This window comes from Chitinophaga alhagiae, assembly GCF_003568665.1.
Taxonomy (GTDB): domain Bacteria; phylum Bacteroidota; class Bacteroidia; order Chitinophagales; family Chitinophagaceae; genus Chitinophaga; species Chitinophaga alhagiae.
This window is the reverse complement of the sequence record NZ_QXMH01000001.1, coordinates 328831-343695: the sequence shown is the minus strand read 5'-3', so window position 1 is coordinate 343695 and position 14865 is coordinate 328831. Positions and strand designations below refer to the sequence as shown.

Here is a 14865-nt window from a genome sequence, read left to right as displayed (position 1 = left end):
TTTTTTTGAACAATGGCTAAAGATAGTAAAACACTCCGCCTAAACTTAATTTCTGTTAATTTTGCCAATAAATTAACAACATGACACCAGAACGGAGAGAGCGGCTATTATCTGTACTGAACCGGCGCCAGGGCAATATAACAGTAGTATTGGAAAACGTAGAGGACCCGCACAATATTTCAGCCGTGCTCCGCACCTGCGATGCAGTGGGTATTCAGGACGTGTATGTGCTTACCACCAAAATACCGCGCCACAAGAAATGGGGCGCCAAAAGCTCGTCCAGCGCCGCCAAATGGCTCACGGTACATCAACATACAGATGCCGCGGAATTGTTTGCAGTGTTGCGGCAGCGGTACCACAAAATTTTCACCACTCATCTTTCTTCCGATGCCGTGAGCCTGTACGATATAGATTTTTCCGGTTCTGTTGCGCTGGTATTCGGCAATGAGCAAAAAGGCGTAAGTGAAGATATCCGGCAGCTGGCCGATGGCAATTTCATTATTCCGATGCAGGGCATCATCCGCTCTCTCAACATATCTGTGGCATGCGCTGTAAGCGTGTACGAGGCCATGCGGCAAAAGAAGCTGGCCGGGCATTACCAGCAGCCGGGCCTGCCGGCGGAGCAGCGGAGCATGTTGCTGGAGGAATGGGGCTTTAAGGAGGAAGATTAAATCAACAGGTTATGAGATTATTTTTTTTCCTGTTATTATGCTGCCATGCGGCTACCGCGCAACAGGTGCGCCGCATTGGCGCAGACGAGCTTAAGAACGTATTGCACCACCCCGATTCGGCGCTGGTGATCAATCTCTGGGCTACCTGGTGCGCGCCCTGCATCAAGGAGCTGCCCTGGTTTGAGCAACTGGCGCAGCAGATGAAAAACAAACCGGTAAAATTCATATTTCTCAGCCTTGACATGGAAGACGCTTACCCCCAACAGATCAACCGGTTCATTACACAGAACAAGATCCGCTCTACGGTGCTCTGGCTAGACGAGCCTAACGCCAACAAATATGCCTCTCTTGTAGACCCGCGCTGGCAGGGCAGTATACCAGCCACCATCTTTCTTAGCAAAAAAAAGAATTACCGCAGATTTGTAGCGGGTGAGATCACGCAGGAAGAATTGAGGAAACAGGTAAGTATGATGCTGGAATAAAGAGAAAACCCGGGCAAATGCCTATTCAGGCTTATGAAGCTGCGTTGGTTCCTGCAAGCCTTGCGTGTACTGCGATAATAAAGATCTTACTCATCCATCCCGCCATCATCTCCCTTCTCCGTTTTGCTGCTACTGGCCACCAACTGGTTAATGGCGGCCACTTCGTCTTTCGTGAAAAGCCGCCATTTGCCCGGCGGCAGGTCTTTGAGGGTCATGTTCATGATACGGGTGCGCTTGAGGGTTTCCACCCGGTAACCCAGCGCTTCGCACATGCGGCGTATCTGCCGGTTCAAGCCTTGTGTAAGAATGATCCGGAACCGCTGCGGCCCTTCCTGCTGTACAAAACATTTCTTTGTATAAACGCCCAGAATGCGTACGCCGTTCCGCATGGTTTTGATGAACTCCGGTGTAAGGGGCTTGTCTACTGTTACGATGTATTCTTTTTCATGCTGGTTGCCGGCCCGGAGTATCTTGTTCACAATGTCCCCGTCATTAGTGAGGAAAATGAGGCCTTCCGAGAGTTTGTCCAGCCTGCCGATGGGAAAAATGCGGGATTTGTAGTTCACATAGTCGATAATATTCGTCTTGTCCTTGAGGTCGGTAGTGCAGGTAATGCCTTTGGGTTTGTTGAGCGCAATATATACGGGCGCCTTTTTCTTTTTCAGCGGTTCTCCATCTATTTCCACCACGTCCCCTTCCTCCACGCGGTTCCCCTTGGAGGCAATGTTGTCATTAATGGTCACGCGGCCCTGTTCTATGTATTTGTCTGCCTCCCTGCGGCTGCAGAAGCCGGTTTCGGCAATGTATTTATTGATGCTCTTGTCCATATGGCGTTGTAAAGGTATGGAAATTGCCGGCACGCGTGAATATAGGTATTTCCGGGGCAAGGTATCCCATCATATAAAAAATGGCCCGGCTGCTGTCACAACCGGGCCATTCCTTTTATCTAAAGTCAGGCAATTATGCGCTGCAGGTTACGCAACCTTCTTCCATGGTGCAAACCGCGCCTTCGGGCACAGACAGCTCCATTACTTCTCCGGATGCGGGGGCCACCACGGGCACCATGTTCTGGCCGGCCTGTTTTTCAACCGTAAACTGCACGGCCTGGGTAGCTGCCTGCGTACGCAGGTAATACATGCCCGTTTTGAGGCCTTTTTTCCAGGCGTAGAAGTGCATGGACGTGAGCTTGGATGCAGACGGTGTGTCTACGAACAGGTTGAGTGACTGGGACTGGCAGATGAACGCGCCGCGGTCTGCCGCCATATCAATGATCGTACGTTGTTTGATCTCCCAAACAGTTTTGTACAGTTCCTTGATGTTGGAGGGTATTTCAGGTATCTGCTGAATGGAGCCGTTGGCGGCAATGATCTTGTTTTTCATGTCATTGTCCCACAGGCCCAGTTCCACCAGGTCTTTCAGCAGGTGTTTGTTCACCACCACAAACTCACCGCTTAGTACGCGGCGGGTGTAGATGTTGGAGGTGTACGGCTCAAAACATTCGTTGTTACCGAGGATCTGGGAAGTAGAAGCGGTAGGCATGGGCGCCAGCAGCAGGGAGTTGCGGATGCCATGTTCCCTGATCTCCGCTTTCAGGCCTGCCCAGTCCCAGCGCTCTGAAGGCGTAACGCCCCACATGTCGTACTGGAGAATGCCTTTGGAGGCGGGGGAGCCGGGGAACGACTCGTAATGCCCGTCTTTTTTTGCCAGGTCTTTGGAGGCGGTGAGCGAAGCAAAGTAGATCGTTTCGAAGATGTCTTTGTTCAGCTGTTGCGCCTTCTCGCTTTCGAAGGGGTAGCGTAGCAGGAAGAAGGCGTCTGCCAGGCCCTGCACGCCAAGCCCGATGGGGCGGTGGCGCAGGTTGGAGCGGCGGGCTTCTTCTACCGGGTAGTAGTTCTGGTCAATGATCACGTTCAGGTTCAGCGTAGCCTGGTAGGTTACGTCAAACAGTTTCTGGTGATCGAACTGGCCGTCTATCACAAAGCGGGGCAGCGCCAGGGAGGCCAGGTTGCATACGGCCACTTCGTCTTCAGACGTATATTCAATAATTTCCGTGCAGAGGTTGGAGCTTTTGATAGTGCCCAGGTTCTGCTGGTTGGATTTGCCGTTGGCGGAATCTTTGTACAGCAGGTAAGGGGTACCGGTCTCGATCTGCGCGTCCAGGATGGCAAACCAGAGGTCTTGCGCCTTCACGGTTTTGCGGGCGCGGCCTTCCTGTTCGTACTTTTCGTACATTTCTTCAAACTCCTTGCCGTGGCAATCTGCCAGGCCCGGCGCTTCATGCGGGCAGAAAAGGCTCCACTGGCCGTTCTCTTCCACGCGTTTCATGAACAGGTCGGGTACCCAGAGGGCATAGAACAGATCACGGGCGCGCAGTTCTTCTTTACCGTGGTTCTTGCGCAGGTCAAGGAACTCGAATACATCGGCATGCCACGGCTCCAGGTAAATGGCAAAAGCGCCTTTACGTTTTCCGCCGCCCTGGTCTACGTAGCGGGCGGTATCGTTAAACACGCGCAGCATGGGTATGATGCCGTTGGAGGTACCGTTGGTGCCGCTGATGTAGGAGCCTGTAGCGCGGATGTTGTGGATGCTCAGGCCAATGCCGCCGGCGCTCTGCGAGATCTTGGCGGTTTGTTTGAGCGTATCGTAAATGCCGTCAATGCTGTCTCCTTTCATGGTGAGCAGAAAGCAGCTGCTCATCTGCGGTTTGGGCGTACCGGCGTTGAAGAGCGTGGGCGTAGCATGGGTGAACCAGCGCTCGCTCATCAGGTTGTACGTTTTGATGGCAGACTCAATGTCTTCCTTGTGAATGCCTACGGCCACGCGCATGAACATATGCTGTGGGCGTTCGGCTATTTTACCGTCTGTTTTCAGCAGGTAAGAGCGCTCCAGCGTTTTGAAGCCGAAGTAGTCAAAGGCAAAGTCGCGGTCATAGATGATAGTAGAATCCAGTATCTCTGCGTTCCTGCGGATGATCTCCCATACATCGTCACTGAGCAGGCCGGCAGATTTGCCGGTTTTGGGGTCTACGTATTCCCACAGCTTTTTCATCGTTTTAGAAAACGACTTGATGGTATTTTTATGCAGGTTGCTCACCGCAATGCGGGAAGCCAGCTGCGCATAGTCAGGATGTTTGGTGGTGAGGGATGCGGCGGTTTCCGCGGCCAGGTTGTCCAGCTCCGTGGTAGTTACGCCGTCATACAGCCCTTGTATCACTTTCTTCGCTACATCTATTGAATCTACATATTCAGGCGCCAGTCCGTAACACAGTTTCTCTACCCTTGCCGTGATCTTGTCAAATTTGACAGACTCTTTTCTTCCGTCTCTTTTTATAACGAACATAGTGTAATGAATTTATGGGTGAAAAATATATGGAGGTAAGTAAATTAAAAGTCTTCGTCGAGGCTGAACGTTTGGGTTTCTTTGGTGCCCATTACGCCTGCCTTCTGGTAATCGCCCACGCGTTTTTCAAAGAAGTTGGTTTTACCCTGCAGGGAGATCATTTCCATGAAGTCGAACGGGTTGGTGCTGTTGAACATTTTTTTGCAGCCCAGTGCCACCAGCCAGCGGTCTGCCACAAACTCGATGTATTGTTTCATGAGGTCTGCGTTCATGCCAATGAGCGCGGCGGGCAGTGCGTCTGTGATAAATTCCTTTTCAATAACTACGGCATCGCCAATGATCTCGTGTACTTCCGCTTCGGTCAGCTGGCCCTGGAGCATGGAATAGAGGAGGCAGGCAAACTCGCAGTGCAGGCCTTCATCACGGCTGATCAGCTCGTTAGAGAAGGTGAGGCCGGGCATGAGGCCGCGTTTTTTCAGCCAGAAGATGGAGCAGAAGCTGCCGCTGAAGAAAATGCCTTCTACGGCGGCAAAGGCCACCAGCCTTTGGGCAAAGGTGCCGTTCTCTATCCAGCGCAGCGCCCATTCCGCTTTTTTCTTCACGGCGGGCACGGTCTCAATGGCGTGGAAGAGGCGGTCTTTTTCCACCGGGTCTTTTACGTAGGTGTCTATCAGCAGCGCATAGGTCTCAGAGTGGATGTTTTCCATCATGATCTGGAAACCATAGAAGCAGCGCGCTTCCGGTATCTGCACTTCGCTCATGAAGTTCACGGCCAGGTTCTCGTTCACAATACCGTCTGAAGCCGCAAAAAACGCCAATACGTGCGAAATGAAGTGGCGCTCGCCATCGTTCAGGCTGGCCCAGTCTTTCAGGTCGCTGGACAGGTCAATTTCTTCCGCCGTCCAGAAACTGGCTTCGTGCCTTTTGTAGTGTTCCCAGATAGCGGGATAATTGATGGGCAAAAGTACAAAGCGGTCTTTGTTGTCTTTCAATAAGATCTCATTCTCGTTACTCATACAAATATTTTTTTATATGGTTTTACTGCCTGTTATTCACGGGGGGAGACGGAGATGCGATATCCTGCAAGTGATACTTTAAGGGTCAAGATCGCCATAACCTTATTCCGCGAAAGGTTTTGACAAAAACGTTGCATTGGCAGGTCTCCTGGCTTTCCCCTGCCGGGTTTTGGGCCTTCCCGCCCCTGGAGGGCAGTGGCATCGGAGGTTTTTCCGGCATCTTCCGTTGGTAAACGGGGTTAGGGGATCACAGTAGCGCGTCTGCTCGTGATTCTCACACGATTCCCTATTAATTCTCACGTTTGATCGATAGAAGCCAACACAACGAAGTCAAGAACTGATGCAAATGTAACGATGAACCGAGGCTCGCAAACTCATAAGTTGCCAACATATGTGGATAAAGAAAACAACAATTTCGGGAAGGTAGCAGGGGTGTACATTCCGGACTTTTGCACACCTAAATGCAGGTGCATGATATGAAATAAAGGTAGCATGTGTTCAAAAACTGGCATGCGGGGCTGCTGCCTAACTAAAAACATAGTAGTTGGTTCCGTTAAAAAAGTACAGGTGAAAGAGAATATCCTAGTAGGAAGCAATACCCCTGCCCTGTAACTTGCAAATAGTGAGCAGGTAGCGTTCCACAGACACAACAATTCCGCGGATACAGATTTTAATTGACAGAATTTCGCAAAACAGTGATCAACTGGCATTCCGCCAGCTATTTATGCATTACAGCGAGCGGTTAACATTTTTTGCCGGCGCGCTGCTGCGCTCGCGGGAGGAGGCGGAAGAAGTAGTGGCAGACGTATTCGTGAAATTATGGCTGCAGCGGGAAAAACTGGCGGAGATCCATCACTTTCAGACCTACCTCTACACGGCCGTACGTAACACCGCCATCAACTACCGGAGCAAGAACCGCCTGGTGTTTGATGAGCTTGACCATAACAGCTCCGCCCTCACGCCATATGTTATTTCTCCGGAAGAGACCATTATCAGCCGGGAAAACCTCCAGCAAATAGAAAAGGCCATCAACCAGCTACCGGTACGCTGCCGCCTTATTTTCAAACTGGTGAAGGAAGACGGGCTTTCTTACCGGGAAGTGGCGGACGTGCTGGATATTTCGGTCAATACGGTAAACGCCCAGATCTCCATTGCCCTCAAAAAACTGGGCAGCGCCATAGACCTCAAAAAGTCTTTCTCCTTCTCGCTGGCCCGCAAATAAATTTTTTTTAAGTCTTTTAACTGGATGGCCCTTTAAAAGCTGTCTAACTATTTAGTCACCTGATATTATTTGTTAGCATGGAACAAGAACAAAGGCTATGGGAGCTGTTCAGCAGGGAACTGTCCGGCAGGCTCAGTGATCAGGAGCGGGTAGAGCTGGACCTGTTGAAAGCCAGGTTCCCGGAAGCCGCGAAGCGGTTGGAAATGTTGAACACACTGTCGTTTCGCAGCAAGGATAGCCAGTCTGACGAAAGGAAGGAGGAGTTGCTGGGCCGCATTTTTTCCGCTGTGGAAAACGACCGTTCCGGGGGGGAGGCGGTAACGGCCCCTGAAAGAAAAAGGGGCTGGCTGGTAGCCGTTCCGCTGGTGGCCGCGCTGGCAGCCGGCGCCTGGTATTGGGCCGCGTCCGGGCCGGACAAAGCCCCCCGGGAGTGGAGCACGGTGCAGACCCGCAAGGGCGCAAAATCAAAGCTGACCCTGCCTGACGGTACCGTGGTAACGCTGAATGCGGGGAGTACGCTTTCTTATGCGGACGATTTCAAGAACGGGGCGCGGGAGGTGCGGCTGAATGGCGAAGGTTATTTCAATGTAGCCCCCATGGCCGGCCATCCCTTCATCGTTTACACACGGGCGCTGGAAGTGAAGGTATTAGGCACGGCGTTCAATATACAGGCATATGAAGAGGAAGGGAAAACTGAAACAACCCTGTTTTCCGGCAAGGTGGAAGTGCTGCTGAAAAATGAAGGGAAGCGCTATATGCTGAAACCCCGCCAGAAACTGGAAGTGCTGCATACCCTCCCGCCCAGGGACACCATAGCCCGCACACAGCCTGAAAAAGTAACAGCACCGGCGCTGCAGGTGCAGCTCAAAGCGGCGGAAACAGAGGGGCAAGACAGTGCGCTCATAGCCGCTGCCTGGGTGGAAAACAAATTCGTGTTCCGTGACGAGCCGCTGAACGTACTGGCCCGCCGCCTGGAGCGGTGGTACAACGTGGAAGTGGAGATCCGGGGAGAAGAACTGGCACAGGCCAGGTTTACAGGCAGCGTGGAAAACGAGCCCCTGCCGCAGATACTGGAAATACTCGCGGCATTGAAGCCCATACATTATAAGATAACAGCTAACAAGGTTACCATTTATTAACCAAAAATCGCAACAATGAAATACCTGACTAGTTTCACATTTACCTTCCCCTAACCAGTTTGCCATAAGGGAATAACAACAACGGGAAATGCGCTAACATTCCCCGTCTGATAAGTATGCAGGAAATCCGGCTGTCTTGGATTTCAGTGGATTTCCTATTGCCTGAACTTAACACTCAAAACTATGAAATTATTTACAAAACGCACTGCTCAAAGGCAGCTGTATCAACTATGTCTGATCATGAAGATGACTTTAGTACTGACGTGTCTCTTTCTGCAGGTGCACGCCGGGGCATATTCACAGAAACGTTTCAGCGTAACTGCCAGCAACATGTCCTTGAGTAAGGTGCTGGACATGATAGAAGGTAAATCGGTATACCGTTTTTTTTGTAATAATGACGATATCAGGAACCTGCCGCCGGTATCTGTGAACCTCAGCAATGCCACGCTGCCGGAGGCGCTGACAGCGTTATTGCCTCCCGGCGGGCAACTGCAGTACCGCGTGGTAGACGATAAGCTGGTGGTACTGGCCGGCCGCTTTGATGTTACGCAAAGCAAACGTATCAAGGGCCGGGTAAGGGACAATGCCGGCGCGGCGGTACCTGGCGCCAGCGTGCAGATCAAAGGCACCACAAAAGGCGCTGTGTCTGACGCGGAGGGCCGCTTTGAGCTGGAGGTGACAGATGATGCGGTGCTGGTAATAGGCATGATGGGCTACAAAAGGCTGGAACTGCCCGTGGCAGGCAAAAATGAGCTGGACCTGGTGCTGGAGCCTGATATTGCAGGCCTGCAGGAGGTATTGGTGGTAGGTTACGGCACGCAGAAAAAAGCCAACCTCACCGGCGCCGTGGCCTCCGTTGGGGGAGAAGTGCTGGAAAGCCGCCCGCTGGTGAACCTGGCGCAGGGGCTGCAAGGAGCGGTGCCCAACCTGAACGTGAACCTGGGTAACGGCGCCCCCGGTAAGGGCGCTACCTTTAATGTTCGTGGTACAACGTCAATAGACGGTTATGGCCCGCTGGTACTGGTAGACGGCGTGGTGATGGACCCCAACCTCATCAACCCCGCAGATGTAGAAAGTGTAACTGTGCTCAAGGATGCCGGCTCCGCCGCTATCTACGGCAGCCGCGCCGCGTTTGGCGTGATCCTCATCACTACCAAGAACCCCACTAAATATGCTACTCCCCGGCTCAGTTATAACAGCGCTTATTCCATTTCACAGCCTACCTACATGCCGAGGTACCTCAACTCTGTGGACTATATCAGGATGTTCCGCGAAGCTGACCGCACCGGCGCCGATGGCGGCACCACCTCTTCCGAGCCTTTCACGGTAGAAGATTCCGTCCGGGCGGATGCTTATTTTAGGGACCCGGCCAACAACCTGCCGGTATATCCTGATCCAAACAACCCTAACAAATACCGCTATGTAGGCAATACAGACTGGCTGGAAGTGCTGTATCCCAGCTGGCAGCCCATGTGGGATAACAATTTCTCCCTCAGCGGCGGCTCCGGCAAAATATCTTACGTGGCCAGCCTTGGTTACCTGCATCAGAAAGGGCTGCTCAAAGACGCCAACCAGCGGTATGACCGCTACAACGCTTCGCTGCGCCTCAACGCGGAAGCTACCTCCTGGCTGGACCTGAATTTCAAGGCCGCCCTCAACCGCGCCAACTTCAACACCGCCAACGCTACACAGTTTGCGGAGGCCAACGTGAACGATTTTGCCTTCATTCCCGGAGACCTCCGCCCCATCATGCCCGTAAAACACCCTGACGGCAACTGGGCCGGCCAGGGCAGCTTCACCAACATGGTGGCGCTGATGCATGAGAACGGCCGGGTGAAGGAAGATAAAACGGACATCTGGCTCACCGGCGGCTTTGTGATCAAACCGCTCCGCAACTGGCGTATTGTGGGAGACCTGACCTGGAACAACTACGGCTTTAACAAAAGCATTCACTACAAGGCTTACAAGGAATATGGTGTAGACGGCCGCCTGATAGGCACCATCCGTGGACGAACCCTGACCGCCTGCAACGCAATACCGCTACAGACGGCTATCATGCCATCAACCTGTACACGGAATATTTCACTTCCCTGGCCCGCAACCACAACATCAAACTGATGGTGGGCTATAACGAAGAGTATAAAAGGAACCTGGCCTTTGGCGCCACCGCGCGTTACCAGCTAGACCCCACGCTGGAAAGCCTCACGCCCAACAACGATTTTACGGCCACTTCCGCTTCCGTATACAACACCATCAACGAGTGGGCCGTACGCGGCGGGTTCTTCAGGGCCAACTATGATTTCAGGGAAAAATACCTGTTGCAGCTGATCGGCCGGTACGATGGTACATCCCGCTACGCCAGAGGCCGCCGTGAGGTGTTTACGCCTTCCGTGTCCGCTGCCTGGCGCATATCAGAAGAGAGTTTCTTTGCTACGGCCAAACCCTTCATCAACGAACTGAAACTGCGTGTTTCTTACGGTACGCTGCCCAACCAGCTGAACAACAACAGCTATCCCTACATTGCTTCCATGCCCACCGGTACCACCGGCTACCTGTTCGGTAACCAGCAGGGCGTGATCGTAGGCGCGCCGGGCCTGGTAAGTGCGGACTTTACCTGGGAAAAAGTGACCACCGCCAATATAGGCCTCGACGTTACTGCCCTGAAAGACCGGCTCACGCTGAACCTGGACGTGTACCAACGGGAAACGAAAGACATGATCGTGGCCGGCATGGCAGTACCGGCCATATTAGGTACCGCTGTGCCTGCAAGGAATGCGGCAGACCTGATGAACAAAGGTTTTGAACTGGCTATTGGCTGGAGAGACCAGGTAGGGAAAGATTTCAAGTATAACGTAACGGCCGTACTATCCGACTACCAGGCTACCATCACCCGGTACGATAACAATCCCAAAGGCAACATCGGGGACCGGTACGTAGGCGAAAAGTTGGGAGAAGTATGGGGCTTTGTAACAGACGGTTTTTTTGCTACGGACGCGGAAGCTGCGGCGGCAGACCAGGGCCAGATCTGGAGCGGCAAATGGCTGGCCGGAGACATCCGCTACGCTGACCTCAACGGAGACAAGAAGATTGACCGGGGCACCAGCACCCTGGCAGACCCCGGAGACCAGCGTGTTATTGGCAACACCACGCCCCGCTACCAGTTCGGCCTTAACCTGGGTTTTGAATACAAAGGCATCGATTTTACGGCCTTTTTCCAGGGCGTGGCCAAACGTGATTATTGGGTAGGCGGCAACTATTTCTGGGGCTTTGACAGCGAGTGGAGCGTGCCCATGGTGTACCATACCGACTACTGGACGCCCTCCAACACGGGCGCCTATTACCCGCGCCTCCGTTTTGGCGGCGGTGGCAACTTCCAGACGCAGACAAAATACCGGCAGAATGCGGCCTACACCCGCATGAAGCAGCTCACCGTGGGGTATACGCTGCCGGAAGACTGGGTACGCCGGGCAAACATCAAACGCCTGCGGCTGTACGTAACCGGCCAGAACCTTTTCACCATCACCAAAATGCACAAGGCATTTGACCCTGAACTGCTCGGCGTGGCCAGCTACCCCCTCAGCACATCTGTAGCGTTCGGTCTTCAGCTGGGCCTGTAATTGTTGAATCAAAACTTTGTTGTAATGAAAAAACTACTCTTCGCTATATCCGTTACTGGAGCTGCTTTTCTGGCTACTTCCTGCCAGCGTGATTTCCTGGACCGCCTGCCGGAAGACCGGCTCAGTGAGGAAACGTTCTTCAAGAACGAGAACGACCTCCGCATTTTTGCCAACCGCTTCTATTCCCTGATGCCGGTACAGGGCCATACCAGCGATGATAATTCGGACAATTTTGTGCCTCGTAACCGCAATACCTTCCTGGCCGGCACTTACACCGTGCCCAATACAGGCGGCGGCTGGGACTGGACCAATGAGCGCCAGGCCAACTATTTCCTCAACCGCTACCAGCGCGCGGAGGCGTCAGACGCCGTTAAGCAGCGCTATGCTGCGGAAGTGAGGCTGGTGCGCGCCTACCTTTACTGGCGGAAGGTGGTGCAGTTCGGGGACGTGGTGTGGCTCAGTAAAGACCTCAACGAACAATCTCCCGAGCTGTACGCACCGCGCAACCCCCGGAAGGATGTGATGGACTCTGTGCTGGCAGACCTCAATTTTGCGGTAGAGCACCTGCCCGTACCGGCCTCCGCGGAGCAAGACCGCTTCAATAAAGACATTGCCAATGCCATGAAGGCCCGCATTTGCCTGTGGGAAGGCACCTACCGCAAATACCGCGGCCTGCCCGGCGCCACTGAGTACCTGCGCGATGCGGCCACTGCCGCCCTGGACGTGATCAACACAGGCAATTACGCCATTTATTCCACCGGCAACCCTACAAGGGACTATGTAAACCTGTTTTTGCAGGAAGAGCTGCGGGGCAACAAGGAGGCCATTATGGCCCGCCGCTTTGTGAAAGATGTGTCCATGCACAACATCACGCGGCAGATATCAGACGTATGGCCCAGCTTCAGCAAAAACTTTGTGCGCTCCATTCTCTGTGCGGACGGTTTGCCCATTTCCCTCAGCCCTGACTACCTGGGAGACGATACGCCGGAAAACGAACGCGCCAACCGGGACCCGCGCTATACCCAGCTGATCGTTACACGGGATTACGTGGTGACCCAGAATGCGGACGGTTCTGCGGACAAGATCACGCTGCCCCGCATTCCCGCTGTGGTAACGGGTTACGCCAGCGCCAAATACAAAAGCCCTGATCCCTTGCAGTGGGTGGCCAACCAGTCTACGCTAGACCTGTTCGTTCTCCGCTACGCGGAAACCCTGCTGATCTACGCCGAGGCCAAAGCAGAGCTGGGAGAAGCCAGCCAGGGTGTGATAGACCAGACCATTAACCAGTTGCGGGACCGTGTGGGCATGCCGCATATGAACATTGCCACGCTGGTGAAAGACCCTGCTTCAGACTTCCCGGCGCTGCCTGTGCTGCTGGATGAGATCAGGCGCGAGCGCCGCATTGAGCTGGCGCAGGAAGGGTTCCGTTTTGACGATATCATCCGCTGGAAGGAGGGGCGGCTTATTGCCAACCCTGAAACCATCCTGGGCATGAAGCTGACGCCGGCATTGCGCGCGCAGTACCCGGCTTCACAGGTGGCCGGCATACAGGTAGACGCCAATAACTACATCCGCGTGTATACGGATATTACGGCCCGTACCTGGAACGAAAAACTGTATCTCTACCCGTTGCCGTTGCAGGAGCTGACCCTGAACCCGCAACTGGCGCCGCAGAATACAGGATGGTAAATGAAGGTTGATAATTTGGAAAAAGTACAGAAAAAGAAAAGGGGGCTTTTGCCCCTTTTTTCATCTACAGCGGATGAATGTTGCAGCGCTTTCTTCCGCATCTCCGCCATCATATCCTCGGCACCTTGTTGAGAAACTTCTGCCGGATCACCTCCTGCACGGGAATACTTTCTATCTTGCTCTCCAGCCAGCTCACAATGTCCAGGTATAGGTAGCTGCGCCGCTCGTAAGGGTTTTTGGCGATCACTTCCAGCCTTTCTTTCAGCTCTTTGAACGCCGTGCGCAATGCTTTGGGGTTGGCGTACATGTTCTTGCGGAGGAATTTCAGGATCTCTTCCATCACCTGGCTAAGGTCTTTGTTTTTGGCAATGAAGTGGTATACTGATTTGATGAGATATTCCACCAGGCTGTAGTTTTCCAGCTCGTAATGCGCTATCAGGTGCAGGATGCGCGCAAAACACTGGATGTCTGCCCGCAGGTTGCCAATGCGCAGGTGAATGATCTTGTTCAGGTAAACAATGGCATTGTTGTTATCCCCGCTGCCAAAGTACAGGCAGGCTATTTTGTAATAAAACACCAGTACGCGGTGCTGGTCTACCGTTAGCTGGTGCTCCGATATTTTTTCCTCTACCTCCGCCACCAGCTTCAGCCCTTCTGAAAAAGTACCGTCCAGGAAGTGGCTGTTGATCTTGCCCGTGTACAGGTACACAAAGGCGGAAGTGCGCGTATTTTCGTTGAGGCTTTCTTCTTTTTCGTTGATAAACCGCTCCATTTCGCCCAGCACTTCAATGAACTTTTCGTGGTTCATGGTATGGAAGTGGGCGGTGAGCAGGTTGTGGAGCGCCTTGATGTACAGGTCTACGTCCGTTTCTTTCAGCCGGGGGTATTGAGAAAACAGGTCTACCCACTTCTGGGTGTAGCGGTAGTACATCGGGAAGTCTTGCAGGATGTAGTAATACCAGCAATAAGCCTGGTACAGGTGCCCGCGCTCGTAGAAGCTCATGCTGCCGGGCTGGATAGGGGGCAGGTTGGTCTCGAAAAAGCTCTTCAGCATGTGAGAGTCCTTTTCGTCACGCGCGTGGCCCAGCTTGAGGTACATGCCGTACATGCGCAGGGCCAGGGTAGAAAGCCTGCTCACGTTGTTCAACTGCTCGTTGATCACCCGGCTTTCGTCACTCAGTTCTTCGGCCCGGTTGTCCAGGCTGCGGGTAATGTGGCGGCTTTCGATCAGCTTCTCAAACTCCACCGTCTCGAAATGCAGCATGGTTTCCTCCTGCTCGCGCGCGCTCACCTTGGCCCTGGCCAGAATTTTCAGGCTCTGGTTGTACAGGCCCTTGTTGTAAAGCACCCGGGCATAGTCCAACTGCTCCCGGAGGTCTATCAGCGGGTCTTTGGTCTTGTACAGCAAACGCAGGGTAGTGAGCAGGTGTTTGTACAAATGGGCCTTGACGTTGCTTAACTGCTGTTTCTTGATGTCAGGCACCTTTTTCAATATCTGCTCCTCATCGTACTCCTTCATTTTGTCCAAAGCCTGGAACAGTTTGATAAAAAGTACGTCCTCCTTGGTGTTATCCCGGTTAAAAGCCAGTTGGAAATTCCGTTTTTCTGCCTTTGTGAGCGTTTTTATCAGTATGAATAGCGCATCGTTCTGCGTGTTGGGCATCGTTGGTACAAAATTGTAAAATGTTGA

General features: G+C 53.1%; 11 protein-coding genes and 1 riboswitch. Of the genes, 7 read left to right on the top strand and 4 right to left on the bottom strand.

The window, feature by feature from the left end:
- Positions 1–80 precede the first annotated feature (80 nt).
- Together D3A97_RS01360 and D3A97_RS01355 are read left to right on the top strand one after the other, a co-directional pair.
- Positions 81–671: a TrmH family RNA methyltransferase gene (locus tag D3A97_RS01360; RefSeq protein ID WP_119075924.1), complete on the top strand. Its 591-nt coding sequence runs from the start codon at positions 81–83 to the stop codon at positions 669–671.
- 11 nt (positions 672–682) lie between these two features.
- Positions 683–1153, top strand: coding sequence for a TlpA family protein disulfide reductase (locus tag D3A97_RS01355; RefSeq protein ID WP_119075922.1), 471 nt, complete (start codon positions 683–685; stop codon positions 1151–1153).
- 86 nt (positions 1154–1239) lie between these two features.
- Here the strand turns inward: D3A97_RS01355 and rluF are convergent, their stop codons facing one another.
- The 3 genes from rluF to D3A97_RS01340 form a co-directional block, all read right to left on the bottom strand.
- Entirely contained in the window at positions 1240–1980 is a 741-nt protein-coding gene (gene rluF / locus D3A97_RS01350) for a 23S rRNA pseudouridine(2604) synthase RluF (RefSeq protein ID WP_119075919.1), read from the bottom strand.
- A gap of 133 nt (positions 1981–2113) precedes the next feature.
- Positions 2114–4492, bottom strand: coding sequence for a ribonucleoside-diphosphate reductase subunit alpha (locus tag D3A97_RS01345; protein WP_119075917.1), 2379 nt, complete (start codon positions 4490–4492; stop codon positions 2114–2116).
- A gap of 44 nt (positions 4493–4536) precedes the next feature.
- Complete coding sequence (locus D3A97_RS01340; protein ID WP_119075915.1) at positions 4537–5508, bottom strand: ribonucleoside-diphosphate reductase small subunit; 972 nt, start codon at positions 5506–5508, stop codon at positions 4537–4539.
- Positions 5509–5629: 121 nt separating this feature from the next.
- Positions 5630–5844, bottom strand: a riboswitch (cobalamin riboswitch).
- 316 nt (positions 5845–6160) lie between these two features.
- On the opposite strand from D3A97_RS01340, the gene D3A97_RS01335 reads away from it, so the two are divergent.
- The 5 genes from D3A97_RS01335 to D3A97_RS01320 all read left to right on the top strand — a co-directional run bounded on the left by D3A97_RS01335 (position 6161) and on the right by D3A97_RS01320 (position 13175).
- Positions 6161–6730: an RNA polymerase sigma factor gene (locus tag D3A97_RS01335; protein WP_317126376.1), complete on the top strand. Its 570-nt coding sequence runs from the start codon at positions 6161–6163 to the stop codon at positions 6728–6730.
- Between the two features lie 77 nt (positions 6731–6807).
- Positions 6808–7869 carry a FecR family protein gene (locus D3A97_RS01330; RefSeq protein ID WP_119075910.1) on the top strand — a complete coding sequence of 354 codons (1062 nt, stop codon included), beginning with the start codon at positions 6808–6810 and terminating at the stop codon, positions 7867–7869.
- A 330-nt stretch (positions 7870–8199) separates the two neighbouring features.
- A complete protein-coding gene (locus tag D3A97_RS25215; protein ID WP_198673816.1) occupies positions 8200–9987 on the top strand; it encodes a SusC/RagA family TonB-linked outer membrane protein in 1788 nt (595 codons plus the stop codon).
- On the top strand, positions 9894–11486 hold the full coding sequence (locus D3A97_RS25210) for a SusC/RagA family TonB-linked outer membrane protein (protein ID WP_317126375.1): 1593 nt from the start codon (positions 9894–9896) through the stop codon (positions 11484–11486). Before D3A97_RS25215 ends, D3A97_RS25210 begins: the two co-directional genes overlap by 94 nt.
- Positions 11487–11510: 24 nt before the next feature.
- The gene (locus D3A97_RS01320) at positions 11511–13175 is read left to right on the top strand and encodes a RagB/SusD family nutrient uptake outer membrane protein (RefSeq protein ID WP_119075908.1); all 1665 of its coding nucleotides are present in this window, start codon (positions 11511–11513) and stop codon (positions 13173–13175) included.
- A 109-nt stretch (positions 13176–13284) separates the two neighbouring features.
- Here the strand turns inward: D3A97_RS01320 and D3A97_RS01315 are convergent, their stop codons facing one another.
- A complete protein-coding gene (locus D3A97_RS01315; protein ID WP_119075905.1) occupies positions 13285–14838 on the bottom strand; it encodes a hypothetical protein in 1554 nt (517 codons plus the stop codon).
- Positions 14839–14865: the final 27 nt, after the last annotated feature.